20 protein-coding genes, 1 other RNA gene and 9 pseudogenes are annotated in these 25430 nt (G+C 61.8%); 13 read left to right on the plus strand and 17 right to left on the minus strand.

The window, feature by feature from the left end; translation table 11 throughout:
• Positions 1–310: 310 nt before the first annotated feature.
• Both ACCQ03_RS03265 and ACCQ03_RS03270 read left to right on the plus strand, forming a co-directional pair.
• Complete coding sequence (locus ACCQ03_RS03265) at positions 311–1282, plus strand: IS5 family transposase (protein ID WP_150147813.1); 972 nt, start codon at positions 311–313, stop codon at positions 1280–1282.
• 331 nt (positions 1283–1613) lie between these two features.
• Complete coding sequence (locus ACCQ03_RS03270) at positions 1614–2207, plus strand: hypothetical protein (RefSeq protein WP_139790910.1); 594 nt, start codon at positions 1614–1616, stop codon at positions 2205–2207.
• Positions 2208–2466: 259 nt separating this feature from the next.
• Here the strand turns inward: ACCQ03_RS03270 and ACCQ03_RS03275 are convergent.
• From ACCQ03_RS03275 to ACCQ03_RS03310, 8 genes and pseudogenes are all read right to left on the minus strand, one after another.
• Positions 2467–2688, minus strand: a pseudogene (locus ACCQ03_RS03275) (transposase); the annotation flags it as partial.
• Between the two features lie 125 nt (positions 2689–2813).
• Positions 2814–3785 (minus strand): IS5 family transposase, encoded by a 972-nt coding sequence (locus ACCQ03_RS03280; RefSeq protein WP_150147813.1) that lies wholly within the window; start codon positions 3783–3785, stop codon positions 2814–2816.
• Positions 3786–3848: 63 nt separating this feature from the next.
• Positions 3849–4604: pseudogene (locus ACCQ03_RS03285) on the minus strand (IS5 family transposase); the annotation flags it as partial.
• Positions 4605–5018: 414 nt separating this feature from the next.
• A pseudogene (locus ACCQ03_RS03290) lies at positions 5019–5824 on the minus strand (XVIPCD domain-containing protein).
• A gap of 42 nt (positions 5825–5866) precedes the next feature.
• Positions 5867–6088 (minus strand): annotated as a pseudogene (locus ACCQ03_RS03295) (XVIPCD domain-containing protein); the annotation flags it as partial.
• A gap of 867 nt (positions 6089–6955) precedes the next feature.
• Positions 6956–7372, minus strand: coding sequence for a SymE family type I addiction module toxin (locus ACCQ03_RS03300; protein WP_057679142.1), 417 nt, complete (start codon positions 7370–7372; stop codon positions 6956–6958).
• Positions 7369–7635: a hypothetical protein gene (locus ACCQ03_RS03305; protein WP_237377078.1), complete on the minus strand. Its 267-nt coding sequence runs from the start codon at positions 7633–7635 to the stop codon at positions 7369–7371. Before ACCQ03_RS03305 ends, ACCQ03_RS03300 begins: the two co-directional genes overlap by 4 nt.
• A gap of 280 nt (positions 7636–7915) precedes the next feature.
• A protein-coding gene (locus ACCQ03_RS03310; RefSeq protein ID WP_223842567.1) for an IS3-like element ISXcd1 family transposase occupies positions 7916–9003 on the minus strand; the annotation gives its coding sequence in 2 pieces (ribosomal slippage) (positions 7916–8751 and positions 8751–9003; 1089 coding nt in all).
• Positions 9004–9188: 185 nt separating this feature from the next.
• On the opposite strand from ACCQ03_RS03310, the gene ACCQ03_RS03315 reads away from it, so the two are divergent.
• Positions 9189–10058 carry an HNH endonuclease gene (locus ACCQ03_RS03315; protein WP_209228355.1) on the plus strand — a complete coding sequence of 290 codons (870 nt, stop codon included), beginning with the start codon at positions 9189–9191 and terminating at the stop codon, positions 10056–10058.
• Between the two features lie 39 nt (positions 10059–10097).
• Positions 10098–11069, plus strand: a complete 972-nt coding sequence (locus ACCQ03_RS03320; protein WP_150147813.1) for an IS5 family transposase — start codon at positions 10098–10100, stop codon at positions 11067–11069.
• Positions 11070–11195: 126 nt separating this feature from the next.
• Here ACCQ03_RS03320 and ACCQ03_RS03325 read toward each other — a convergent pair whose 3' ends face one another.
• Entirely contained in the window at positions 11196–11930 is a 735-nt protein-coding gene (locus ACCQ03_RS03325; RefSeq protein WP_209227614.1) for an SDR family oxidoreductase, read from the minus strand.
• Positions 11931–11980: 50 nt separating this feature from the next.
• On the opposite strand from ACCQ03_RS03325, the gene ACCQ03_RS03330 reads away from it, so the two are divergent.
• Positions 11981–12925 (plus strand): AraC family transcriptional regulator, encoded by a 945-nt coding sequence (locus ACCQ03_RS03330; RefSeq protein ID WP_057679140.1) that lies wholly within the window; start codon positions 11981–11983, stop codon positions 12923–12925.
• Positions 12926–13198: 273 nt separating this feature from the next.
• A complete protein-coding gene (locus tag ACCQ03_RS03335; protein ID WP_150145485.1) occupies positions 13199–13510 on the plus strand; it encodes a hypothetical protein in 312 nt (103 codons plus the stop codon).
• Here ACCQ03_RS03335 and ACCQ03_RS03340 read toward each other — a convergent pair.
• A complete protein-coding gene (locus ACCQ03_RS03340; RefSeq protein ID WP_017155525.1) occupies positions 13479–13823 on the minus strand; it encodes a hypothetical protein in 345 nt (114 codons plus the stop codon). The genes ACCQ03_RS03335 and ACCQ03_RS03340 overlap by 32 nt on opposite strands.
• A 42-nt stretch (positions 13824–13865) precedes the next feature.
• Positions 13866–14975 (minus strand): annotated as a pseudogene (locus tag ACCQ03_RS03345) (hypothetical protein); the annotation flags it as partial.
• Positions 14976–15277: 302 nt separating this feature from the next.
• Between ACCQ03_RS03345 and ACCQ03_RS03350 the strand changes: the two are divergent.
• The gene (locus ACCQ03_RS03350) at positions 15278–15589 is read left to right on the plus strand and encodes a hypothetical protein (RefSeq protein WP_057679138.1); all 312 of its coding nucleotides are present in this window, start codon (positions 15278–15280) and stop codon (positions 15587–15589) included.
• A gap of 88 nt (positions 15590–15677) precedes the next feature.
• Here ACCQ03_RS03350 and ACCQ03_RS03355 read toward each other — a convergent pair whose 3' ends face one another.
• Positions 15678–17264 (minus strand): SDR family NAD(P)-dependent oxidoreductase, encoded by a 1587-nt coding sequence (locus ACCQ03_RS03355; RefSeq protein ID WP_150145487.1) that lies wholly within the window; start codon positions 17262–17264, stop codon positions 15678–15680.
• A 359-nt stretch (positions 17265–17623) separates the two neighbouring features.
• On the opposite strand from ACCQ03_RS03355, the gene ACCQ03_RS03360 reads away from it, so the two are divergent.
• From ACCQ03_RS03360 to ACCQ03_RS03370, 3 genes are all read left to right on the plus strand, one after another.
• Entirely contained in the window at positions 17624–18403 is a 780-nt protein-coding gene (locus ACCQ03_RS03360) for an SPFH domain-containing protein (RefSeq protein ID WP_057679137.1), read from the plus strand.
• Positions 18404–18562: 159 nt separating this feature from the next.
• On the plus strand, positions 18563–19537 hold the full coding sequence (locus tag ACCQ03_RS03365; protein ID WP_057679136.1) for a glutathione S-transferase family protein: 975 nt from the start codon (positions 18563–18565) through the stop codon (positions 19535–19537).
• Between the two features lie 73 nt (positions 19538–19610).
• Positions 19611–20006 (plus strand): VOC family protein, encoded by a 396-nt coding sequence (locus ACCQ03_RS03370; protein WP_057679135.1) that lies wholly within the window; start codon positions 19611–19613, stop codon positions 20004–20006.
• Positions 20007–20152: 146 nt separating this feature from the next.
• On the opposite strand, the gene ACCQ03_RS03375 is transcribed toward ACCQ03_RS03370, so the two are convergent.
• The 3 genes and pseudogenes from ACCQ03_RS03375 to ACCQ03_RS03385 all read right to left on the minus strand — a co-directional run bounded on the left by ACCQ03_RS03375 (position 20153) and on the right by ACCQ03_RS03385 (position 21898).
• Positions 20153–20614, minus strand: a complete 462-nt coding sequence (locus tag ACCQ03_RS03375; protein ID WP_057679134.1) for a DUF4126 family protein — start codon at positions 20612–20614, stop codon at positions 20153–20155.
• 254 nt (positions 20615–20868) lie between these two features.
• Positions 20869–21232 (minus strand): annotated as a pseudogene (locus ACCQ03_RS03380) (alpha/beta hydrolase); the annotation flags it as partial.
• 30 nt (positions 21233–21262) lie between these two features.
• Entirely contained in the window at positions 21263–21898 is a 636-nt protein-coding gene (locus ACCQ03_RS03385; protein ID WP_209227616.1) for a YiiX/YebB-like N1pC/P60 family cysteine hydrolase, read from the minus strand.
• A 210-nt stretch (positions 21899–22108) separates the two neighbouring features.
• Here ACCQ03_RS03385 and ACCQ03_RS03390 point away from each other — a divergent pair.
• Positions 22109–22189, plus strand: a pseudogene (locus ACCQ03_RS03390) (DUF3817 domain-containing protein); the annotation flags it as partial.
• A 10-nt stretch (positions 22190–22199) separates the two neighbouring features.
• Here ACCQ03_RS03390 and ACCQ03_RS03395 read toward each other — a convergent pair.
• Positions 22200–22275, minus strand: a non-coding RNA gene (locus tag ACCQ03_RS03395) — sX9 sRNA.
• A gap of 55 nt (positions 22276–22330) precedes the next feature.
• Here ACCQ03_RS03395 and ACCQ03_RS03400 point away from each other — a divergent pair.
• Positions 22331–22586: pseudogene (locus tag ACCQ03_RS03400) on the plus strand (DUF3817 domain-containing protein).
• 47 nt (positions 22587–22633) lie between these two features.
• A pseudogene (locus ACCQ03_RS03405) lies at positions 22634–22946 on the plus strand (alpha/beta hydrolase family protein).
• 44 nt (positions 22947–22990) lie between these two features.
• Here ACCQ03_RS03405 and ACCQ03_RS03410 read toward each other — a convergent pair.
• A complete protein-coding gene (locus tag ACCQ03_RS03410; RefSeq protein ID WP_209227618.1) occupies positions 22991–25318 on the minus strand; it encodes a S9 family peptidase in 2328 nt (775 codons plus the stop codon).
• Between the last annotated feature and the right edge of the window lie 112 nt (positions 25319–25430).

Raw genomic sequence — 25430 nt, forward strand, 5'->3', positions numbered from 1 at the left:
GCTTACAAAAGAGCGGGGCTGAGTGCATTTTCCTCTGCTGTTATTCTGTCTTCACAGTTCAGTCGATTGTGAAGGGGAAATAAGGGCGGAGTACAGTTATTGTTTCTGATGCCTTGAAAACAGGAAGTCACAGCGCAATTTCCTCTACTAGTGTCCAGCCCTCACGGGTCAGTCATTATCGGAGAAGGCACTTTGCTCATTCTCGAAAACTGCGCTGGTCCGAGCTGAAGCATGCATATGGCTTAGGGAAACTCTGAACAATCCATCGTGATCTGCCACAATCGATCAACGACCCGAGTAGACGATTTCGATGCAGCTGACCTTCGGCGACGCGGAGTACAACGGCAAGCGCAAGCGGACGCGGCGTGAGGTGTTCTTGGCCGAGATGGACCAGGTCGTGCCGTGGAAGGACCTGCTGGCGCTGATCGAGCCGCACTACCCGAAGTCGGGGCAGCCGGGGCGACAGCCGTATCGGCTGGAGACCATGCTGCGCATCCACTTTTTGCAGCAGTGGTATGCACTGAGCGATCCATCGGCGGAAGAAGCGCTGTACGACACGGTGTCGATGCGCCGTTTCGCCAAGATCGGCGGGCTGGATGAGGTGCCGGACGAGACGACGATTCTCAACTTCCGCCATCTGTTGGAGCAGCACGATTTGGCGCGCAAGCTGTTCAATCGGGTCAACGCGCACCTGTCGCGCAAGGGGCAGAGCTTGCGCGGCGGGACGATCGTGGACGCCACGATCATCGCTGCGCCCAGCTCGACCAAGAACAAGGATGGCGAGCGCGATCCGGAGATGCACCAAACCAAGAAGGGCAACCAGTACTACTTCGGGATGAAGGCGCACATCGGGGTGGACGATGACTCCGGGCTGGTGCACCACGTGGAGTGCACGGCGGCCAACGTGGCCGATATCACACAAGCGCACAAGCTGCTGCACGGCAAGGAGGACACGCTGTGCGCGGACAGCGGCTACACCGGGCTTGAGAAACGCGAGGAGATGAAGCGCAAGCGCAAACTGCGCTACCTGATCGCGGAGAAGCCCTCGAAGCTGAAGCAGATTAAGAACAAGCGCGAACTGAAGTTGGCCAAGCGCTGGGAGCACACAAAAGCCAGCCTGCGTGCAAAGGTGGAACACCCGTTTCGGGTGATCAAGCGCCAGTTTGGCTACGTCAAGGTGCGCTATCGCGGTTTGGCGAAGAACACCGCACAGATGCTGATGCTGTTTGCGCTGTCGAATCTGTGGCTGAAGCGCAAAGAGTTCATTACCGCCGCGGGGTAGGTGCGCCCGTAATCGGGACGATACCCCGAAAAAGCGCCAAAAACGGCGAAAAACCGAGGATCTGAGCGCGGTCACCGCGACCGATATGGCTTACCACATCCTCCGATCGCGTTGTTCAGACCTTCCTTAAGGTGAAAAATCTGGATCTTATTGATGTTGAATCAATGGATATATACGAGAGAATTAAGCGTCCGCCTGCCAAGTAGGGGTTTTTAGAATGTGTGACGGGATTTCTTGTTGGGAGCGCCCAGATGACTGTTTAGCGTAAAGTGCTGACGGGCTTCTTCGTGATGGGGGATACAGCTGGATCCTTGATAGGGATTTTGAGGAAATGGATGCAGTAATCAAGCAATTAATACAGGCTGGTGGTCTATCGTTAGCCGTTCCGATTATAATAATTGTGCTAGGAAGCATCCTAGTGAAGGGTGGGTTCAGTCTTCACCGATCGCGGAGCGCAGACCGAAAAGATTTTCTCGATGCGTTCAAGGATATAGAAGGGCGCAGCGACCTATGGCTATGTGTAAGTGTTCGTCATCTGTTTGGGAAATATCTGCCTACAATTTTGATTCGTAAGCTGATGGTTAGTCAGAATCCTGGTAGAGCACTACTTGACGTCTCGGACGGATGGAGCCTTTTTACGTTCGACGTGGCGACATCGCAGGTACATTGGCGTAATCCAAAGAACATCAGTGCGATCACTCGAAAGCGCAAGGTGCTGATGCTAAGTGTGGGGTATTTCTTGCTGGGCTGCCCAGGACTTTTTCTGGCCTACTGGATTGTTACTGGAAAATTGGCTCAGCAGTTCGCAGTCGTAGCTTGGGTCTACGTTGCATTGGCTGCCATCGGCGCAATTACCTGTTTGACCAACGGCGATCAGCTGAAAGATGCTGGTCGAGCTGCAGAGTGGTTGGAAATTGGGGGCTAGAAATTTCGGCCAATATCTATCGATTTCCTTCGGCTGCAGGGAATACGGTTTATCGTAGACCCCTAGATTTTGAAGCGATTTTGCCTGTGCCACTCCAGGTAAGCTTGGTGTGGCCGCAGTTCTAAATCCTTAGGGAAGGTCTGAACAACGCGATCGGAGGATGTGGTAAGCCATATCGGTCGCGGTGACCGCGCTCAGATCCTCGGTTTTTCGCCGTTTTTGGCGCTTTTTCGGGGTATCGTCCCGATTACGGGCGCACCTACCCCGCGGCGGTAATGAACTCTTTGCGCTTCAGCCACAGATTCGACAGCGCAAACAGCATCAGCATCTGTGCGGTGTTCTTCGCCAAACCGCGATAGCGCACCTTGACGTAGCCAAACTGGCGCTTGATCACCCGAAACGGGTGTTCCACCTTTGCACGCAGGCTGGCTTTTGTGTGCTCCCAGCGCTTGGCCAACTTCAGTTCGCGCTTGTTCTTAAGGAAGGTCTGAACAACGCGATCGGAGGATGTGGTAAGCCATATCGGTCGCGGTGACCGCGCTCAGATCCTCGGTTTTTCGCCGTTTTTGGCGCTTTTTCGGGGTATCGTCCCGATTACGGGCGCACCTACCCCGCGGCGGTAATGAACTCTTTGCGCTTCAGCCACAGATTCGACAGCGCAAACAGCATCAGCATCTGTGCGGTGTTCTTCGCCAAACCGCGATAGCGCACCTTGACGTAGCCAAACTGGCGCTTGATCACCCGAAACGGGTGTTCCACCTTTGCACGCAGGCTGGCTTTTGTGTGCTCCCAGCGCTTGGCCAACTTCAGTTCGCGCTTGTTCTTAATCTGCTTCAGCTTCGAGGGCTTCTCCGCGATCAGGTAGCGCAGTTTGCGCTTGCGCTTCATCTCCTCGCGTTTCTCAAGCCCGGTGTAGCCGCTGTCCGCGCACAGCGTGTCCTCCTTGCCGTGCAGCAGCTTGTGCGCTTGTGTGATATCGGCCACGTTGGCCGCCGTGCACTCCACGTGGTGCACCAGCCCGGAGTCATCGTCCACCCCGATGTGCGCCTTCATCCCGAAGTAGTACTGGTTGCCCTTCTTGGTTTGGTGCATCTCCGGATCGCGCTCGCCATCCTTGTTCTTGGTCGAGCTGGGCGCAGCGATGATCGTGGCGTCCACGATCGTCCCGCCGCGCAAGCTCTGCCCCTTGCGCGACAGGTGCGCGTTGACCCGATTGAACAGCTTGCGCGCCAAATCGTGCTGCTCCAACAGATGGCGGAAGTTGAGAATCGTCGTCTCGTCCGGCACCTCATCCAGCCCGCCGATCTTGGCGAAACGGCGCATCGACACCGTGTCGTACAGCGCTTCTTCCGCCGATGGATCGCTCAGTGCATACCACTGCTGCAAAAAGTGGATGCGCAGCATGGTCTCCAGCCGATACGGCTGTCGCCCCGGCTGCCCCGACTTCGGGTAGTGCGGCTCGATCAGCGCCAGCAGGTCCTTCCACGGCACGACCTGGTCCATCTCGGCCAAGAACACCTCACGCCGCGTCCGCTTGCGCTTGCCGTTGTACTCCGCGTCGCCGAAGGTCAGCTGCATCGAAATCGTCTACTCGGGTCGTTGATCGATTGTGGCAGATCACGATGGATTGTTCAGAGTTTCCTTAATCTGCTTCAGCTTCGAGGGCTTCTCCGCGATCAGGTAGCGCAGTTTGCGCTTGCGCTTCATCTCCTCGCGTTTCTCAAGCCCGGTGTAGCCGCTGTCCGCGCACAGCGTGTCCTCCTTGCCGTGCAGCAGCTTGTGCGCTTGTGTGATATCGGCCACGTTGGCCGCCGTGCACTCCACGTGGTGCACCAGCCCGGAGTCATCGTCCACCCCGATGTGCGCCTTCATCCCGAAGTAGTACTGGTTGCCCTTCTTGGTTTGGTGCATCTCCGGATCGCGCTCGCCATCCTTGTTCTTGGTCGAGCTGGGCGCAGCGATGATCGTGGCGTCCACGATCGTCCCGCCGCGCAAGCTCTGCCCCTTGCGCGACAGGTGCGCGTTGACCCGATTGAACAGCTTGCGCGCCAAATCGTGCTGCTCCAACAGATGGCGGAAGTTGAGAATCGTCGTCTCGTCCGGCACCTCATCCAGCCCGCCGATCTTGGCGAAACGGCGCATCGACACCGTGTCGTACAGCGCTTCTTCCGCCGATGGATCGCTCAGTGCATACCACTGCTGCAAAAAGTGGATGCGCAGCATGGTCTCCAGCCGATACGGCTGTCGCCCCGGCTGCCCCGACTTCGGGTAGTGCGGCTCGATCAGCGCCAGCAGGTCCTTCCACGGCACGACCTGGTCCATCTCGGCCAAGAACACCTCACGCCGCGTCCGCTTGCGCTTGCCGTTGTACTCCGCGTCGCCGAAGGTCAGCTGCATCGAAATCGTCTACTCGGGTCGTTGATCGATTGTGGCAGATCACGATGGATTGTTCAGAGTTTCCCTAGTGGGCATTACTGCACTCCGGCACTGGCATGGACGTTGTTCTTGCAACGTTTGCGGCTTGAAGATCCAACCGTGCAGCATCCTGTGCTGAGCGTGCTCAAAAGCCGCTCTCCGCGTCTGTACATGTCTCGGCTGAAATCTGCTGCACCTCGCTATCAGGCTGCAGGGCAACAGTTCGTTTTTCACCCGCACCAAACCTCTGATAACGGACCAGAGCCCCGCTTTCCAGCACGAAGTAGTCTTCATCCCCCGAAAACGTTGGGCACGCCTGGTAGCCCGCGTACCTGCCTTGCACAGCGCGCCGCTCGCGGAGGCGTGGAAGCCCCACGCCAGGCAGACATATAAACCTCACACCATGCGGTGTTGAGGTGCGATCGATTGCTCGCGCTGCTGCTCCTGCTGCTGGGATTGCTGTTGACGCTGCGTTTCTCCAAGCGACTGCAATTGTGCCAAGGATTGCTCAACCGGCTGTGCAATCGCGTCGCTTGTTTCATATGCGCCATCTTGTGAGCGGGGTCGCTCAACGCGCCTTCCACCACGAAGACGTTTTCGCCCTGTCGCACGGATTTTGTGTTCTCGCTCAGTACGACGTGATCGATCCGCGATAGCCCGTTTTCCTTCGCCAGATACGCGCTGCTTGCTGCAAGGCGGGCGCTGTTATCGTCGTACTCTCGACCGAGCCCTTGCTCAAGGCGGCGAACGGCTTCTTCTGCCTGGCGATGAAGCGGATCTTGCGTGGGCGCGGAACCATGGATATTTCGATAGGTCGGCGCTGCATCGTGATCGTCCCTATTGAGCTCCGGTGGAAATATACGCGGAGCGATTTGCTGCAACGTCGCGGAATCGATATCTCCCGTCGGAGAGAGGCCACGGGCCTGCTGGTAGCTGATGACAGCCGGCTGCATCGACAGACGGTACACACCATCCTCCTGAAGCAGCTGGTTATCTGCGCCCCGGAATCCCTCTGCATTCAATGTGCGCTGCACCTGCCGCACGATGTCAGACGATTCGCCAATGCGGATGGTGCCGTCGTCCACAATTGGCCTCGGCTCGATGCCACCAATCCGTGTCTGGGCATCAACCGATAGACGCCCGCTCGCGAGGTCTTCCATGTAGTTTTCGGATTGCTGGTAGTAACGTGTATCCATCTCCATATGCACATGCTTGCCGGCGTTAGGCAGCCCCTTGTTGCTCTGCGTACCGAGCGACTGACCGTATTCCACGCTGTCTCCTACCGAAACGCCAACTGGATCCAGATGTAAGATGCGCGCGATCAATTCGCCGCCTTTGCGATCGTAGATATCTACTGCACCAAACCGGTCGGCATCAACACGGGCTATATAGCCTGCAACGGGCGAAGGCACATCAACGGCGCGGACGTTAGCGCCACCTGGCGGGATCCGGCTATCTTCAAGCATAAAATCTTTGGTCAATAGCACCTGATCCGCGCCCAGAGCGCTGGAAGGTCCGCCGTCAGTTCTACGCGTCTCCAGCTCCTGAATTTCCCCGCCAATCACACCGTAAGACCGGGTACGCGGGTTTTCGACATTGACAGGAATGCCGTCCACCACCTGAGCATGCGCATTTGCTCCGGGATGATGAGTGACCAAACCCTCGAAATCTTCGACACGCTGATTGCCAAGCCTGGGGCTATGAAACTGCTGCAGCCTGTACGGCGCAGCTTGAACGACATTCCCGTCTTCATCTGCCATGACGTCTCTCCTTGATCATGTAAAACCTTGTTCAATTATTTACACCGACGATACTGCTTGACTGATTCACCGTCGGAAATCACTAGATGATCGCCCTTCAAAATGTACAAGTCATCAGTTCTTATATCTGGCGCAATGTCCGACTTGGCGGAAACAACCCAGGCGTGCGGGCCGGTGGAAACAAGCTTGATTGCTACCGGAACCTCCTCGTGCTCGTATCCACGCAGCCGGGTCTTCTCGATGCGTATGGGCGAATCAGAATCAGGATTCAAGGGTAGCTTGCAGGATTGTGGCCCCAGATCCCACATCCCCTGGAGTTCTGTGGGATATGCAATGGAGTGCCGCACCTTGGTGGCCGACACCGCACTGCAGCTAGGCAATAGAAGAGAAACTGAAAGGAACGCAGTCAACATCCGCATACTTACCTCTACTCGGTGGTCATGGTCGGCGCGCAAGCCTGATAGAGGGCGCGTGACCACTATACCTAAGCCACTAATCGAGCAGATACATTATTACGCAGCACGCATCTTATGCCCCGTGGACGAATTGCCTCGCATGCCGCGTAGGCAACATCTAGCGCCGCGCCCTGCGCGGCTGCAGCGGCACCTCCACCGGCGCTAACACCTCCATCAACAACTGCCCTTCGCTGGCGGTGATGCGCAGCTTGGTGCCGATGGCAAAGCCCAGTTGTTCCAACCATAGGCCGCTGAGGCGGACGTGGGGCACGTGCTGGTCGCCGGCGTGGTCGTGGGCGCCGGGGTAATGGGTGTAGCTGACGGTGCATTGGCGCGGGCGGCGGGCGCGGCGGGGGTCGCGTAGCGTGCCGGGGCCTTGCGGGGAGGCGTCCGGGTCGGGCGGCAGCATCGGTCGCAGCTTGGTGCGGTCGGGTTCCACCACAACCCACTGCACCCGCTTTGGCTGCGCGGGGCGCGTACGCGTGGGGGTGGGCCGTGCGCTGGCAGATACCGTGGGTGGGCGGCGACGTGTCATGGCGCCTCCGCGTAGTCGCTGGTGGATGCGGCGACGCGCTGCTGCAGCGCCACGGCCCTGCGTGCGACCCGGCGGCGTAAGGTGTGCGGCAACACATCGAGTTGGCGACTCAGCGGATGCGCGGGATCATCACTCGCCTGCTCAAAAGCTGCGCCTGCGGCCAGCCGGCGCAGCACTTCGGCGATATCCCAACGCAAGTGGTGAGCGGATGCTGGCAATAAATCAAACGGCACAGATGCCGGCAGGGATGGTGCGGTAGACATGGCAACGCGTTCCTGGAACAACCCAAGAACCGCCGCCAACGGCGACGGGATGCCGGGAGGTTCGAAAACGGAGAGAGCCGGCCGGCGTATTCCCCTTGCGGGTGCTGTATTAGCCGCCCTCCCGACGCAGGCATTGCATCGGCTTGTCCCTGCGCGATGCAGGCACAAAAAACCCACCGGTTTGACGGAGGTGGGTACCGCTATGTACGGAGTTTCGACGCTCCTTGTTGGGGAGCTTGCATGGTAATCCCCCCGCTTTGAGCGTTCGCCAAAAGTGGAGCTAGGCGGCCATCGCCAATTTCATTGCTGGCGTGATACCGCCGAGCGCCATGTTGGGGCGCTCATGGTTGTACGTCCATAGCCAGCGCGTGGCCTTGTCCTGAACCTGCTCGATGGTGTCGAACAACGTTGTGGCCAGCCAGGCGTAGCGGACGGTGCGGTTGTAACGTTCGACATAGGCATTCTGCTGCGGCTTGCCTGGCTGGATGTGCTCGATCCGAATCCCGCGCTGCTGTGCCCAAGCTAGCAGCGCGCCGCTGATGTACTCCGGGCCGTTGTCGCAGCGAATGGCGTTTGGCTTGCCGCGCCAGTCAATGATCTGTTCCAACGAGCGGATCACCCGGGCCGATGGCAGCGATAAGTCGACCTCGATGCCCAGACCCTCACGGTTGAAGTCATCGAGCACATTGAACAACCGGAAGCTGCGGCCGTCGGCCAGCTGGTCGTGCATGAAATCCATCGACCAGACCTGGTTGATCGTCTCCGGCACCGCCAACGGCTCTGGCCGCTCGCGCACCAGCCGCTTCTTCGGCTTGATCCGCAGGTTCAACTCCAGCTCCCGATAGATGCGGTACACCCGCTTGTGATTCCAGCCAAAGCCCTTCACGTTGCGCAGGTGCAGAAAGCACAGGCCGAACCCCCAATCACGATAGGTTGTGGTCAACCGCACCAGCCAATCGGCAATCCGGGCGTTCTCCTCGCTGGCCTTGGCTTGATAGCGAAAGCAGGTCTCGCTCACCGCAAAGGTCCGGCAGGCATGCCGGATGTTCGTGTGGCCACCATCTACGGCCCATCGGGCCATCTCCCGGCGTTGAGATGGCCTCACCATTTTTTTGCCATCGCCTCCTTCAGCAGGTCGGCGCTGAGCTGGGCATCGGCGTACATCTTCTTCAGGCGCCGGTTCTCGTCCTGCAGCTCCCTGAGCTGGGACATCAGCGATGCGTCCATGCCGCCGAACTTGCTGCGCCACTTGTAGAACGTCGCCGAGCTGATGCCGTGTTCCCGGCACAACTCCGGCACGGGCGTGCCGGCCTCGGCCTGCTTGAGGACGGCAATGATCTGGCTGTCGGTGAAGCGGGATGTCTTCATGGAACCTCCTCGGAAAAGGGTACGAGAAAATTCCACTTCTGGCGTCAGCTAACCTGTGGGGGGATTACCGCATCTGGCAAAGAAAGCTTGTCAACCACTAAAACAAGCGGCCAAGAAAGAAGCTTTGAACTGGCTCCACATCTTCGAGCATCAACTTGCTAACCTGGTGCACAGCGAGGATGACTATGACCCATGCCGTTTTCACTGCGTCCGAGAGTTCTGCATATGACGACAGGATTGAGGAGCGCTATCACTTCCCTTCAACCTACCTTCGCGCGGTCAACGCAGCGCTTGGCGATCTGATTATTTACTACGAACCGAGACGGACCTCTGGCCCTCACAGCGCCACTAGACGCAGCGCGTATTTTGCTTGCGCACGGTTGCTCTCAGTCGATCCAGACCCGATGCACCAAGATTACTTCTATGCTCGGCTGGGGGAGTTCATAGAATTTGATCGTGCAGTTCCATTCTCTCAGAACGGCCACTACTACGAAGCGATGCTGAAGAAGGAAGATGGGTCAACAAACAAGGGGGCATTCGGAAGGTCCGTACGCGGCATCAGCCCCGAAGAGTTCGATGCAATTGTCAGGCTAGGCATGTCCGCCCCGATCGAATCGTGGGAGCGTCAGGACTCTGCTATCGACTCCATAGGGCACCGGATCAGTGAGCACGAAGCCCCTCTCTATGCAGAGAGAAGCGTTGTGCAACGACTGACAAACAGGACATTCCGAGATGTGGCCTTTCGCAGACATGTCAGGATTGCCTACGAGAACACTTGCTCGGTCACTGGCCTGAGGCTAATCAACGGAGGCGGCAGGCCAGAAGTGCAGGCTGCACATATTCGCCCTGTGGAAGCGAATGGCCCGGACACGGTGCGTAACGGCATCGCGCTCACAGGAACTGCCCACTGGCTCTTCGACCGTGGCTTGATTTCCATCTCTCCAACCTACGACATTCTCGTATCGCCACAAGGAGTGCCTGATGAACTCGACAGGCTGATCGTTAGGGATCGTCGCCTCATCCTCCCTAAGGAAACTCTGAACAATCCATCGTGATCTGCCACAATCGATCAACGACCCGAGTAGACGATTTCGATGCAGCTGACCTTCGGCGACGCGGAGTACAACGGCAAGCGCAAGCGGACGCGGCGTGAGGTGTTCTTGGCCGAGATGGACCAGGTCGTGCCGTGGAAGGACCTGCTGGCGCTGATCGAGCCGCACTACCCGAAGTCGGGGCAGCCGGGGCGACAGCCGTATCGGCTGGAGACCATGCTGCGCATCCACTTTTTGCAGCAGTGGTATGCACTGAGCGATCCATCGGCGGAAGAAGCGCTGTACGACACGGTGTCGATGCGCCGTTTCGCCAAGATCGGCGGGCTGGATGAGGTGCCGGACGAGACGACGATTCTCAACTTCCGCCATCTGTTGGAGCAGCACGATTTGGCGCGCAAGCTGTTCAATCGGGTCAACGCGCACCTGTCGCGCAAGGGGCAGAGCTTGCGCGGCGGGACGATCGTGGACGCCACGATCATCGCTGCGCCCAGCTCGACCAAGAACAAGGATGGCGAGCGCGATCCGGAGATGCACCAAACCAAGAAGGGCAACCAGTACTACTTCGGGATGAAGGCGCACATCGGGGTGGACGATGACTCCGGGCTGGTGCACCACGTGGAGTGCACGGCGGCCAACGTGGCCGATATCACACAAGCGCACAAGCTGCTGCACGGCAAGGAGGACACGCTGTGCGCGGACAGCGGCTACACCGGGCTTGAGAAACGCGAGGAGATGAAGCGCAAGCGCAAACTGCGCTACCTGATCGCGGAGAAGCCCTCGAAGCTGAAGCAGATTAAGAACAAGCGCGAACTGAAGTTGGCCAAGCGCTGGGAGCACACAAAAGCCAGCCTGCGTGCAAAGGTGGAACACCCGTTTCGGGTGATCAAGCGCCAGTTTGGCTACGTCAAGGTGCGCTATCGCGGTTTGGCGAAGAACACCGCACAGATGCTGATGCTGTTTGCGCTGTCGAATCTGTGGCTGAAGCGCAAAGAGTTCATTACCGCCGCGGGGTAGGTGCGCCCGTAATCGGGACGATACCCCGAAAAAGCGCCAAAAACGGCGAAAAACCGAGGATCTGAGCGCGGTCACCGCGACCGATATGGCTTACCACATCCTCCGATCGCGTTGTTCAGACCTTCCCTAGGTTTGCGCCGTTGGGCGGATGACCAGGCTGCCGATCTCGACATCAGCTGGCTGATCGATCGCATAGGCGATGGCGCGCGCGATGGCTTCTGCGGGCATGCCGCTCGCCTCAGACTGCGCCTGCAGGGTTTGACGCAGCGCCGGGTCGCTCACGGTGTCCAGCAACTCCGATTGCACCATGCCGGGCGAGATCTCGGTGACGCGGATGTGCGGCCCGGATTCCTGGCGCAGGGCCTCGCTGATGGTTCTGACCGCGTTCTTGGTCGCCGCATAGACGCCCATCGTCGGCACGATGCGTAACCCTGCTGTCGAGACCACGTTGATGACATGGCCGCTTTGCTGGCGTCCAAAGATCGGCAGCGCGGCAGCAATGCCGTGGAGTACGCCGCGCAGATTGACATCGATCATCGCGTTCCATGCTTCCACTTGCAGGGCATCGAATCGAGACAGTGGGCTGATGCCGGCATTGTTGACCATGACGTCGAGCCGCCCGAACTGCGAGCAGGCCAGGTCCGCCAAGGCCAGGACTTCCTCGTGCACAGTGACGTCGGTTGGCCGGTAGACCGCCTGTCCGCCGGATAGGGTGATTTGCCTGGCGACCTCGGCAATGCGCGCCTCGCGGCGTGCTCCAAGGACCACCTTGGCGCCGAGTGCGGCCAGGTGAAGTGCCGTGGCCCGGCCCATGCCGCTACCGGCGCCGGTGATGACCACGACCTTGTTTTCGATCGTCATTGCGTGCTCCATGGTGTGGATATGCCACCTACGGTAGCGCTGCGGCTTGGATGCATTATGCTTTGGCAGCCATGATTTCGTCGCAATCGTCCAAGGATGACCCGCTCTCGCAGGTTCTGGCTGCGTTGGGCGCCAGGAGCGCCGGACTCAACCGCCTGGAAGCGCGTGGCGATTGGGCGCTGTCGTTTCCGGAAAAGCATCGGCTCAAGCTGGTCGCGGTGGTACGCGGAGAATGTTGGATCCGTCTTCCACGGCGGGCGCCCACGCGCGTTGTCGAAGGCGATGTGCTGCTGATCGGTAATACGCCCTACGTTGTCGCGAGCGATCCGCAACGCGCGCCTGTCGATGGCGTCTCGCGTTATGCCGGACAGCAGAGCCTGCGCCTGGGCGATGGCGACGACACCGTGCTGCTTGGTGCGGGCATTCTCTTCAGCGGCGAGAACAGTGGCTTTCTGATCGATGCGCTGCCGCGACTCATGAAGATCCAGAGTGTCTCGCCATCCGCCTTGGCCGTGCGCACGGCACTGGATCTGCTCGATGCGGAAATGGGCCGGCATCGGATGGGTAGCGCTCGGGTCGCGTCGTGTCTTTCCGAAGTGCTGGTGGTGGAAGCCATTCGCGCCTACATGCACGCGCATAGACAGGCGCACACAAGCTGGATTGGCGCACTTGGCGATCGCCACATCGGTGCCGCACTCGCGCTGATGCACGGCGATGTCGCTCACGCGTGGACAGTGGCCGGACTGGCCTTGCGCGTGGGCATGTCGCGCTCGGCGTTTTCGTCGCGCTTTTCGCAGAAGGTCGGGCAGGCGCCGCTCCACTACCTGACGCAGTGGCGCATGCTGTTGGCGCACAGGCTGCTTGCTGAAACCGCTCTGGATATCGCCCGCGTTGCCGAGCGCGTCGGCTACCAGTCGCCGAGCGCGTTCGGCCATGCGTTCAAGCGCATGTTCGGGGCGGCCCCCAAGCGCTTGACGAGGCCGAGCGAGACATAGCGCAGCAAGCGGCCGGTTGTGGTGATGATCCGGAGCCTTGTTTGCCTGTCCTGCGGCGCTGATTGGAGAAGCAACCGTTGAAGTAGGTCGTGCGCGCGTCAACGTGTGCGCGTGGCGCATGCTCGGCGGCCGCAACGCCGATGCGAGGCGGCCTCACCGCGCACTGCGCGGCGGTGCAGACAGTGGCCCGCGCATCATCGCAACGCTTGCGGTGCAGTGCGGCCTCATCCATGCGACGCCAACGCACGCTTGGCCCCCCACAGAGGAACTGCCATGTCTAACGAACCGAAACAGGCCCATGCCAGCCATTCGCGCCGTTTGGTGCTACGCACCGCACTGCTGGGTAGTGCGGCCATGATCTGCGCTGGCGCAACGGGCAACGATGCGCGTCCTGCAAGCGCACGGCGCGCCAAGGTGGCCTTCGATGCAGCGCAACTGACGCTATGCATGCTGGTGTTCGAAGGCTTCCAGCTGCTGGATGTGTTCGGGCCGCGGAGATGTTCGGCTATCTTGAAAGGAACGGTGCCAAGCCCCAGCATGGCGGCGACCGCGCTCAAACGGATTCGCGTGCGCGCAGGTGATTGAGCAGCAGGACGTGCTGCACTGGCGGCATCGGCATATCGCGCTGCCCCTGATCCCATTGCTGAAGGAATGGGATTAGATGCCCGCGATGCCAGGCATTTAGACGTGTGCGCGCGTCATTGCGTGCGCGCAGGCGCTCGACCACCGCTGCTACAGCGGCGTCGTCCCCATGTTCCAGATGGTGGAACACGAACGCCAATAATGTGCTGTCGGGACTGGCAAGCAGCACATCCTGGGCGATTGCGCCGGTGCTGTCGCCTTCCTCCATCATGCGCATGACCATATCCAGGTCGTGATCGAAAAACGGCCCGGACAACTGCTGCGCGATCGCATCGAAGTAGCGCGCATCCAGGGTGGGAAGGGCGGCGGCCAGGCGGTCGAGGGCATTGCTCAGCTGCGCATCGCTGTGAGTGGGGTCCAGTCTCCAGCCGCCTTGGTTGCCGACGTCCCCGGGGTTGAGCGTGTGGTTGCCAAGCAGCGGTGCGGCGCGATCGTACACATGCAGATCGTGCAGCTGTGTGGTGGCCGTACGTTGTTGCCAGTCCAGCAGCCGTGCGTGCTGCAGGCCTGCCTGGACGATCAACTCACCGTACGTCGCGTCGTGGGTGGCCCACAGACACTGGCGGCTGCCGTCGCGGTCGCGGGTCCAGCACCATTGGCATTGGGGTTGCTCGGCGACTGCCAGCCAACCTGCCTGCTGCAGCGCGGCGCTCAAACGCTGCTCCACCAGCATCGGGATCAGTTCATGCACGCGTGCCAGCTGGCGGCGGGTCTTTTCGCGTGCGGCCAGCAAGGCGGTGGGCGTGCGCTTGGGCTGCAGGAAGAAGCGCAAGCCGGCGTCTTGCTCGATCTCGCCAGGCGCCTGGCTGTCGCTTGGGCGAGGCAGTGCGAGATCCTCCGGCACGCCACGCCGGCGCTTGAGTCCACGCCGCGCGGCAAGGCCCCGGATCGCCTGCAGGTCGTCGCAGGCCACCAAGCCGTCCAGCGACGGCGACAGGCCGTCCCCGGCGGTGAATGTGGCGTCGAGCCAGCCGTTGACCAGCAGGCCATAGAGGTCGGTGAACAACTCGCCATCGTCGGCCTGATCGGCAAGCGTCAGCACGTCACGGAACAAGGCGGAGACCGGCATGGCGTGGCCGGTTGCCGTCTGCTGGTAGAGCGCAGGTGCGTCTTTTTCCAGGTGCAGATAGCCCGTGCCACGATCGCTCCCCAACCAGCACGATGTCTTGGCAGCCCTCGCTTGGGCGCGCAGCGCTGCATCGTCGATGGCCTCCACCGGCGTGCGCACCAGCACGCCGTGGCGCAGCAACACCTCGTGCATGCGCAACCAGGTCAGGCCGGTGTCGTAGCGCGCCTGCAGGTGAAGCAAGGCGTGGATGAGCGCGGACTGCTGCGCGGCGTCCTGTGCATTACGATCGACCAGGTGGATGGCGCGTTCGATCACATCCTCGATCGCATGCTGCGACATGGGCAACGTCCTTGGCGGGTCAGCGACACTGGGCAATATCGTAGCGGCTCCCGACAATCGATAAACGACTTCGCCGGCCCGAAGCGTTTCGCGAGTGCATGTAAGTCCGTCTCTGGCGCCCGTGTACTCCATCGCTGGTCGGGCGCATGCTGCCGACCACCGTCATCGGTTTAAGCTGCTGCATTGGCGGCTTCAGTGGTGTGTCGTGATGGCGTGAAGGGCGCCTGGTTGCGTGCTGGTGAACGCACCCGCGGGCGCTTGGATCACAGCGCGGCGACGGCCGACCGCCGATCATTGCCTGCATGAATATCGCGAACCAGATCACGGCGCGCACCGTGACCGTCACCTCGGGCGATAGCGGGCGCGCGACTAGCAACGTCAGTGTGGAGCTGTCGGGCCGTCCCGATCCACGGTGGCAATCGTGCTTCCACTTCGTCGTGCAGGGCCGCGATGGCTTCTACATGGAAGGCCGCCCGATCTTCGACCAGTCAAACGTGGAAGGTGTGGTGCGAACCGGGCACGTAGATGCCTTTCGGCACGAATTACCGGAGGTTCTTGCGTTGACCAACACGCTTGCGCGCGCGCAAGCCATCAAGGATGCGGATCGGCGATAGGCTGCAGCCGATGCATGCCGCAGCCGATACGCAGGTGTAATCGGCGCCGCATCGCATTGACGCAGTATTGGTTGGATCCGGGTGCAAATCACCAATCGGTTGGTGCGTAATCCTTCAAGAACTGGCCCCACACATGTTCGCCGGTGTTGAAGCCGTGGATGATCGGGTCGACGATGCGCGCGGCGCCGTCGACGATATCCAGCGGTGGATGAAAGCGTTCCTGCTGGACTTTGAGCGCGGCGATTTCCGCGGGGTCTTCGTCGGTGACCCAGCCGGTGTCCACACTGTTCATATGGATGCCGTCGTTCTGGTAGTCGGCTGCCGAGGTGCGCGTCATCATGTTCAGCGCGGCCTTGGCCATGTTGGTGTGCGGGTGGCGCGTGGTCTTGAAATTGCGGTAGAACTGGCCTTCCATCGCCGAGACGTTGACGATGTGCTTGTCGCGTTCGGGCGTGCGCAGCATCAGCGGCTTGAGCCGCGCATTGATGATGAAGGGCGCGATGGCGTTGACCAGCTGCGTTTCCAACAGCTCCACCGACGGCACTTCGGCCATCAGCAGCCGCCAGGAATTGCGGCCGCGCAGATCGACCTGCTGCAGGTCCTGATCCAGGCGCCCATCAGGAAACAGATGCTGTTGGCCTACCAGCTCGTCGTCCAGCAACGCGATCTGCGAGAGTTCGGCGGCACGGGTGAGGCCGTCGGCGCTGTCGAGCCCACGGCCATGCACCGCGGGCAACGCGGTGGCCGAGGCATCGCGGAGCAACTCAGGAGTGCGCAGGCCTTCGTACTGGCCGACAAGATTGCGCACGGTCTCCGGCAATTCGTGCAATGCGGCGGTTTCGCCGGCCATCATGTGGGCGTAGAACTGCGGCGGGCGACGCACGGTCTGGCAGGCGTTGTTGATGATGAAGTCCAGCCGTTCGCGTGTGGCCAGCAGTTCATTGCAGAACGCTTCCACGCTGGGGGTATGGCGCAGGTCCAACCCGAATACCTGCAGGCGATGACCCCACTGCGCGAAGTCCGGCTCCTGCGCATAGCGCGCGGCCGAATCGCGCGGAAAGCGCGTGGTGACGATCAACTCGGCACCGGCACGCAGCAGCTTCAAACCCGCCTGGTACCCGATCTTGACGCGCCCGCCGGTCAGCAAGGCGACGCGCCCGCGCAGGTCGGCGGTTTCGGTGCGCTTGAAGAAATTCAGCTCCGCACAGGTGCGGCACATCTGGTCGTAGAAGTGATGCAGCTCGGTGAACTTCTGCTTGCACACGTAGCAATGGCGCAGCTCGGGCGAATGCGTGGGCTCCGGCGCGGCAGTAGCGTTTTCGCCGTTGTGGGCATCGTGCAGGCCGGCGGCATGCGGCGGGAAATAGTTCGGCGTGCTGAACACCGGCTTGCGTCGTAGCGCGCGGATACCGCGTTGTTCCAGCAGCGCTTCGGCCTTGCGCACCTTTTCCTGGTGGCGCTCGCGCTCGCGCTGCTTGAGCAACTGACGCCGCGCCTTCGGCTCGGGGTGATAGACCTTGGCCACCACTTGATGCAGCCGCACGCGGTCGGCTTCGGGCAGGGTATCCAGCACGCTGCGGTCGGCGTCGATGGCCTCCAGCACGTCCAGGGCCGCGCGCAGGCGGTCGGTCAGGGGCAGCTCGTCGTTGGGCACGGGTGGGACGTTGGTGTTCAAGGCAGATCCGGAATGGGCGGCTGGCAGCGGAGACAGGATGGCGGCAGCCAGCAGGCGAAGACGATGACAGGAGCGGGCGGGCAGGGCGCCGCTGCGCATGGCCGCTGGCCGGGACGTCGGCAGGCGGGCATTTTCGCCGATTGTGGGCGCTTGGCGCCAATCCGGGCGGCTGAGCGGGTCAGCCAGGCTGCTGGCGCGCGCTTGGCTGGCGCTCTTGGGCGCTGCTTGAGCGACGGGCTGTCGGTGAACGTCCCTCAAGCTGCGCGGAGGATGCGACTGGCCGAATGTTTGGGTAATCTCCCGCCACACCGGCGCGGATTGCCGCCCGGGCTTTCAAGGGGACATCGATGAAGACTTCCATGCTGGCCATCGCGCTGGCCGGCTTGCTGTGTGCGTGCACCGTTGTGTCGCCCGATCCGGGGCAGCAGGCCGTGTTGGTGGATAAGCCCATGCTTTTCGGCAAGGGCGGCATCCGCCTGGACGATGTGCGCGACCCAGGGCGCACTTACACGTGGCTGACCACGTCGGCCACCTATGTGGACGTGACGCCGCAGACCGTGCAGGTGGCGTTCGACGATTTTTCCTCCAGCGACAACATCCTGTTGGACTTTTCCACCCAGATCCAATACAGGATTACTGCGCCGGCGCTGTTGTTGTCCAGGTTCGGGCAGGATTGGTTCAAGAACAATGTTGCCAGCCAGTACGCGTCCATCGTGCGCGACCAGGTCAAGCGCTACGACATGACCAAGATGATGAGCGACCCCGACACCGCCAGGAAGATCGACGATTCGGTGACGCAAAATGTCAGCGCCTTGGTCAAGGAGCAAGGCCTGCCGATCCAGATCCAGAACATCACCCTGGGCCGCGCACGCCCGAATCCGGATGTGTTGCAACAGATGAATCTCACTGCCGCGCAGCAGCAGCGGGTCAAGACCCTGGTGGAAGCGACCACCGCAGAGCGGCAGCGAGAGCAGGAGCAAGAAGCCAAGGCCGACGCAGATAACGCGTATCGCAACCGCATGGGGCTGACGCCGGAGCAATACCTGGCCAGCCAGATCGCCGAGCTCAATGTCGAGGCCTGCAAGAAAGCGCAAGCGTGCTACATGGTGCCGTCGGGAACTGCGGTGATTGCAAGATAGGTGCGTCGTTTGCCTGCCCCAGGCGCAAGCGCAGGGTGATGTCTGCCTGCACTCTTGCACGGTGATCGCCTGCCATGCTCGCACCCCATCGCTGCTCACGCAGCCTGCAACATCGGTGGGCTACGGTCACCTGCGCGTGTCGCGGCGGGAGAAAACACGATGGGTCTGTTGGTCGATGGACAATGGCAAGACAGATGGTACGACACCAGCAAGAGCGAGGGCCGGTTCGAGCGCTCGCAGTCGCAGTTTCGCAATTGGGTCACGCGCGATGGCAGCGCCGGTCCGCATGGCCAGGGCGGGTTCCAGGCCGCTCCGGGGCGTTACCACCTGTATGTGTCGCTTGCCTGCCCGTGGGCGCATCGCACGCTGATCTTCCGGCGCCTGAAAGGGCTGGAGTCGATGATCGATGTGTCCATCGTGCACTGGCTGATGCGCGAGAACGGCTGGACCTTCGCCGATGGGCCGGGCGTCGTCGGCGACACGGAGCATCACGCGCGGTATCTGTACGAGGTGTACCTCAAGGCCGACCCGCATTACTCGGGCCGGGTCACGGTGCCGGTATTGTGGGACCGCGAACGCAAGACCGTGGTCAGCAACGAGTCGGCCGACATCATCCGCATGTTCAACAGCGCCTTCGACCAGATTGGCGCCGCAGAGGGCGATTTTTACCCGCAGCCGCTGCGCGCGCAGATCGATGCGGTGAACGCGCGTGTCTATGACACCGTCAATAATGGCGTCTACAAGGCGGGCTTTGCGACCACCCAGGCGGCCTATGAAGAGGCGGTGGTGCCGTTGTTCGAAAGCCTGGACTGGCTGGAGGCGCGTTTGCGCACACAACGCTATCTTTGCGGCGACCGGCTCACCGAAGCCGATTGGCGCCTGTTCACCACGCTGGTGCGGTTCGACGCGGTGTACGTCGGGCACTTCAAATGCAATCTGCGGCGCATTGCCGACTACCCGCAGCTGTCTGGATTCTTGCGCGAGCTCTACCAGATGCCGGGCAATGCCGACACCGTGAACTTCCAGCACATCAAGGGTCATTACTACCAGAGCCACGACACCATCAACCCCACCGGTATCGTCCCGAGGGGGCCGCGACTGGATCTGGATGCGCCTCATGGGCGTGGTGGCTGATGCGCATGGTCGACATGGCGCGGCCGGTGCAGTGGCGTATGCTGCGCACCCACGCAATCAATAGGGCGACGTCATGCTCAATCATGTCGTGGTAGGAACGAACGATATCGCGCGTGCGCGAGCGTTCTACGATGCATTGCTGGGAGGCGTCTTCGGTGCGCCTGCGCCGTTCGTCAATCAGGCAGCGAGTGGGCATACGCGCCTGTTCTACCGGCATGCGGGCAGCACCTTTTGTGTGAGCGAGCCGATCAACGACGAACCCGCCAGCCCGGGCAACGGTGCAACGGTTGGCTTCAAGTGCGACTCGCCGGAACAAGTGCAGCACTTCCACGACAGCGCGGTCGCTGCCGGCGGCATCTCCATCGAAAAACCGCCCGGTCTGCGTGAGAGCAGCATGGGTCCGACGTGGTTGGCCTACGTGCGCGACCCCGATGGAAACAAGCTGTGTGCGATCTATCGCCCGGCGTGAACGTGGCGTGTGGCGCAGTTTGTCGCAGGCATCGCTGGCTGGTTGGTGACCCGCGCGCTCAAGATGGCGCCCAAGCGCTGTGCGGCCATGGCCTGCGCAACCAGTGGCAGGCCGTTAGGCACCGCGCGTGAGCCAATGGAGATGCGTTATCGCTTGGCCGCATCGCGCATGATCAGCGTCGCCGCACCCACCGTGATCGCGTCTTCGACGACGCCGGTGCTGGTTTGGCCATAGCGCTCGATCGCGTGCATCCGCGCATTGAAGGTGAGATAAGCGGCGGCAACCGCGGTCGTCGCGCCAAGTAGCGCAGCGATGCCACGTTGTTGGCGCGGCGCCAATGCCGTGCCGACGATCACACCGGTGGCAATGCGGGCGATCATGCCAGGCAGCACGATGCGGTCGGGAGCGGTCTTCATCTTGTCGCCGGCCAGCTCGCCGCCAGCCAATGCCAGCATGCCGGCCGACGCCAGTGGATTGGCGAGCAAGGCGGGCGCGCCATTGTCGGCAGGCAGCTTGCCGGTGCGTGCAGCATTGGCGACGGCGGCCAGCGGCGTCATCGAGCGCATGCCGGCAACGGCGCTCATCAGGATGGAGTGGATCAAAGCCATGTGCACCTCTGCATGTGCTCGACCATCGCAGGCGAGATGCCTGCGCGTGGCACGCTGTTGTCGATCTGCGCAGACTAGGGCGGGGCGTGTGTGGGAGTTGGCAAGATGTTGTGCACGCCGCGCATCGGTTGTGCTCGCATGCCGGTGGCTGCCGCGGGCAACACGCTGCCGCAGCAACGTGTGGTGTTGGTGGCTCACCTCTGAGCTGCATGCCATCGCCTTGGCGCTTCAATCTCCAGGCGGTACGCCTTGCGTCAGCGCCCGCCCAGGTCGGCCGCCTTGCGCCCGAGTAGCACCTTCAAGCCGTGGGTGATGCCAAGTGGCCCGATGTTCCGGTGATCCTCATCGTGGAAATCTCAAGCGTGAGATGCAACGACGGATCGCCACGCGCCCGCAACGCATGCGCCATGTTCTGGTGTCGATGACGCTGTCTTCGTCTGGCGATAGCGTGCTTGTTCGTACTCGCCGATGTGCATGCACACCGGGGCCGGCAAATCGCCATGCGCGGCGGCAAAGGTTTTTCCTGCGCCGCGATGGCATGTTCGCCATGCCAATCCGACGGGCTGCCCAGGATGTCGCCGGAAACATGTTCGGGCTGCTCAACAGGCGAGGTGATCCGCACCGAGCAACAAGATCGGCACAGAGCCTTCAGTTCAGCCGCCCGATCGCACTTAACGCAGGTGTCTTGGCGATGTCGTTCGGGTTGGTGCCTGGCATGTCTTGTGGCACGGGCATGCCCTTGCTGCGGTAGAAATCGATCCAGTACGGTGAGATCTTGCCGGTCTGCAGGTTCTTGAAGTTCATCGGTTGCAGGGCAAACACGTGATGCGCGCGGAAGGCGCGCTCGATGAAATCCGAGCAGTAATAGCTGTTGTCGTTCTGCACGTAAGTATCGTTATACGGCTTGCCGAGCATGCGCCGTGCCTGGGCGATGGCATCGGGAATCGCAGGGCGATGCGCGCGGCCCAGCCGGTACACGACGATCTGCCGCTGCTTGGCGGTGGCCTCGTCGATGAATGCCTGCAGTGGTTGCTCGCGCGAGCCGTGCTCGTCGGCGTGCAGGACCACTGCCGCATCGCCTGCATGCGCCACCAGCGCGACATGGTCGAAACTGGGTTGGCCCTGTACGCCAGTTGCATCGTCGATGGCGCCACTGAGGCCGGTGCGCGCCGCGGTGACGAACAGCAGATAGCCATCGTGCACCTTCAGAGCCAGCGCCGTGGCGGGCAGTAGGGCGATGAGCAGTAACAACAGCGGTGCGATGCGCATGATGCGAGGCTTCATGACAAAGGGGCCGACATTATCGCTTGCATGTGGGCTTGGGGCGCCAACCGACGCGTGGTCCGCTTGTCGTCACCCACATCGAGCACCGACATGCAGGTGCTTGCCAGTCCTTGGGCCTGGGTTTTGCTGATGCGGGCTGTAGACTGGCCATGCCAGCGGGCGTCGCCGTCGCCATCGCGTCGCGGCAACCCTGTCCGTCTGGAGTGTTGTATGCGTGTGTCTTCTGCGTTGTCGCCGATCGGCCGGCTGTTTGCGTTGGCTGCATTTTTCGAAGGGCTGACCTGGGCCGGATTATTAGAGCTGCTAACAAAACGTAGCGAGCAGCCGTCAGGTGGGCGCGGACGGCGCGCAGGAACCGCAGTGTACGAGTGGTACATGCCGATTCCGAGCACCGGCCGCGCCCGCCTGGCGGCTGCGCAGTAGCTTTGGTAGCTGCTCTTAGTCGGCATGTTTCTGAAGTACTGGCTGCACAGCACCGAGCTTGTGGTCTGGGTGTTGGGGCGCCTGCATGGCGCGGCGTTCCTGTTCTATGTCGCGGTCAGTCTGATTGCCGCCTTGCGGTTGCGCTGGCCGTGGTGGGCATGGGTGTTGAGTCTGCTGGCGGCGTTGCCACCGCTGGTGACCGGTGCCGCTGGAGATGTGGTTCCGGCGTATTGGCTTGCTGGGCCAGCGACAACCTGCGCACTGATCCATTGCGCGCTCGGCGCGCACAGCATCCTTCCAGCACGTTGGCCGGTGACGCTGGCCAAGCGGATCAAGCTGCCGGTGTTTCTTGCGGCCGGTGGCAAGGAGGAGCACGCCGATCGAACACACCAAATGGGTGGGGCGGGCACTCAAGGGTGCCGGCGTGCCGGCGGAATCTCTGTACTTCCCCAAGAAGGGCCACGGGTTCTACACCGAGCCGCATCGACGCGGGGAACCCACGCGCGTGCTGGCGTTTTTGAGTAGACAAGCGAGTGGCAGCACGGCCAAGCCTGTGGCCGCCGTGTCATCCGGGTCTGCCCGGATGACACGTGTGGTCCGGCAACTTGGCGCGGTGACGCATTAGCCACGGACATGGCGCAGCATCGGCCGCCGCACCCTGCACGCCGCTCAATTGGCCGGCATCGGCTTCATCTGGTACTGCGCCGGCGGGGTCGCACCGAGCAGGTACTGCACGAAGTAATCCCAGCGACGGCGGGTGACGTACGGGGTGAGATCGCCGTAGCCGTGCTTGGCGTTGGGCAGCATCAGCATGTCGAAGTCCTTGTTGGCCTTGATCAAGGCATCGGCCACCAGCAAGGTGAGGTACGGCGGCACGTTGTCGTCCAGGGTACCGTGCACCAGCATCAGCCGGCCCTTGAGTTTGCTGGCGTGGTTGGCGTTGGCCTGATCGTCGTAGTTGGAAGTGCCATCCTTGTTGACGATGTGCTCGCCGTGATACTTCTCGGCCCAATCGTCTTCGTAGCCGCGATTGTCGTGGTTGCCGCTTTCCGACCAGGCGACCTTGAAGAAATCCGGATAGCGCAGCATCGCGCCGGTCGAGGCGTTGCCGCCGCCGGAATGGCCCCAGATGCCGACGCGATCCAGATCGATCCAGGGATAGCGCCGACCCAGCTCCTTCAAGCCGGCGACCTGGTCGGGCAAGGTGTTGTCGCCCATGTCGGCGTACCAGGTGTCGTGGAAGGTCTTGGAGCGCCACGGCGTGCCCATGCCATCGATGGCGACCACGATGAAGCCCAGTTCGGCCAGCGACTGGTTGTCGCCGTGGCCGGCCAGGAAGCTGCGCCCGCGCACCGAGCCGGTTTGCGGGCCCGGGTAGACGTAGTCGATGACCGGATACGTGCGCGTGGGGTCGAAGTTGCTGGGCTTGAACATCAATCCGTACAGCGTGGTCTTGCCGTCGCGTGCCTTTACCGTGATCGGTTCCGGCGGTACCCAGCCGGCCGCCTTGAGGCGCGTGATATCGGCGGTGGCCATCGCGCTCACAGTGCGGCCGTCGCCGGCGTCGCGCAGCAACGTGACCGGCGGCGTGACCGAGGTGGAATAGGTGTCGACAAAGCGTGCGCCATCGGGCGACAGCGCGATGCTGTGATTGGCCGGTTCGGGCGTGAGCAACACCGGCTCGCCGCCATCCAGGCTGACTTTCCACAGCTGCTGGTAGTACGGGTCCACGCCTGCGCTGCGGCCGACGCCGACAAACCATGCGGTACGCGTGACCGGGTCCACGCGCAACAATTCGGTGACGTTGCCTTCGCCGGTGGTGATGGCGCGCTTGGGCTTGCCGGTGGCCAGATCGTAGAGATACAGCTGGCCCCAATCGCTGCGTTCGGAGAACCACACGGCCTCGTTGCTGGCCGGCAGGTACGCCCAGTTGGCGGCGACTTGGCCGCTTTCGTAATAGGTCTTGACGGTTTCGTCGAAGGCTGTGCGCACCGCGCCCGTGCCGGCATAGGCAATGCGCAACCAGGTCTGCTTGTGGAAGCGCGAGGTGGAGGCGAACGCCAGCGTCTTGCTGTCCGGTGCCCACTTCACGTCGTCCCACAAGCCGGGCGAGCAACTCACATCGTCGCACAGCGTGGAGCGATGTTGGTCCGACGGTGTTTTCAGGCGCAGCACGCTGCGGGTGGGCACGTCGATGATGACGCGCTCGATCATGGTCACGTCCTTGTCGCCGGCCAGCGGATATTTCCAGGCCTGCAGCTCCGGATGGCCAAGCTTGGTGCTGACCAGGTACATGTCGCCGGTCTTGCGCTGGTCCTGCTGGAAGGTGGCGATCTTGCGGGAGTCCGGCGACCACGCCACGATGGCATTGTCGGTGTGCTGCCAGCCGGCGTTATCGGTGGCGTAACCGAAGTTCTCCACGCCATCGTGGGTGAGCTGGGTTTCCTGGCCACTGGCAAGATCGCGCACCCACAGGTTCCAGTCGCGGATGAAGGCTTCGCTGCGCTTGTCCGGCGACAGCACGCCCGGTTCCGCTTTGTCCTTGGCGTACAGCTTGCTGCAACGCGCACGCGCATCGCAGACCACGGCGGTGTCGCGCACGGTGAGGCGGTAGCGACCATCGGCGGTGCGCTTGACCACCGGTGCGAAGGTGTCGGCCTTGAGCGGCTTGTCGCCGGTCTTCAACAGCGTGTTGAGCGAAGCGACCAGCGCCGCCTGTTTGAAGAGCGGTGCGGTCTTGCCGGTGCTGGTGTCCAGCTGCAGCAGCCGGTTGCCCTTGGCATCGTGATCGACATACACCACGTGCGTGGCGTCCAGCCAGTCGATGCGGGTGAGGGCATGGTCGACCAGCGGCTGTGCGGCGTAGCTGATCAGCCGTTCGGCGCGCGCGTAGTCGGCCTCGGTGACGGCAGGGGCTTGCGCGCTGGCAAGTGCCGGCAGGGCGGCCAGGGCGATGGCGATGAACAGGTGCCGCGGTGGCAGCGGGGTGGTGGGCATGAAGACTCTCCGGGACGAAAGGAGCGCGCAATGCGGTCGGCGCGACCGTGCGATGCTACCGGCCACGTGGGCCGGGTGCCTCTGCCAGAAGTCGTGCCTGCGTGGGGGCGTC

The organism is Xanthomonas sp. NCPPB 3569 (assembly GCF_041475645.2).
GTDB lineage: Bacteria > Pseudomonadota > Gammaproteobacteria > Xanthomonadales > Xanthomonadaceae > Xanthomonas > Xanthomonas phaseoli.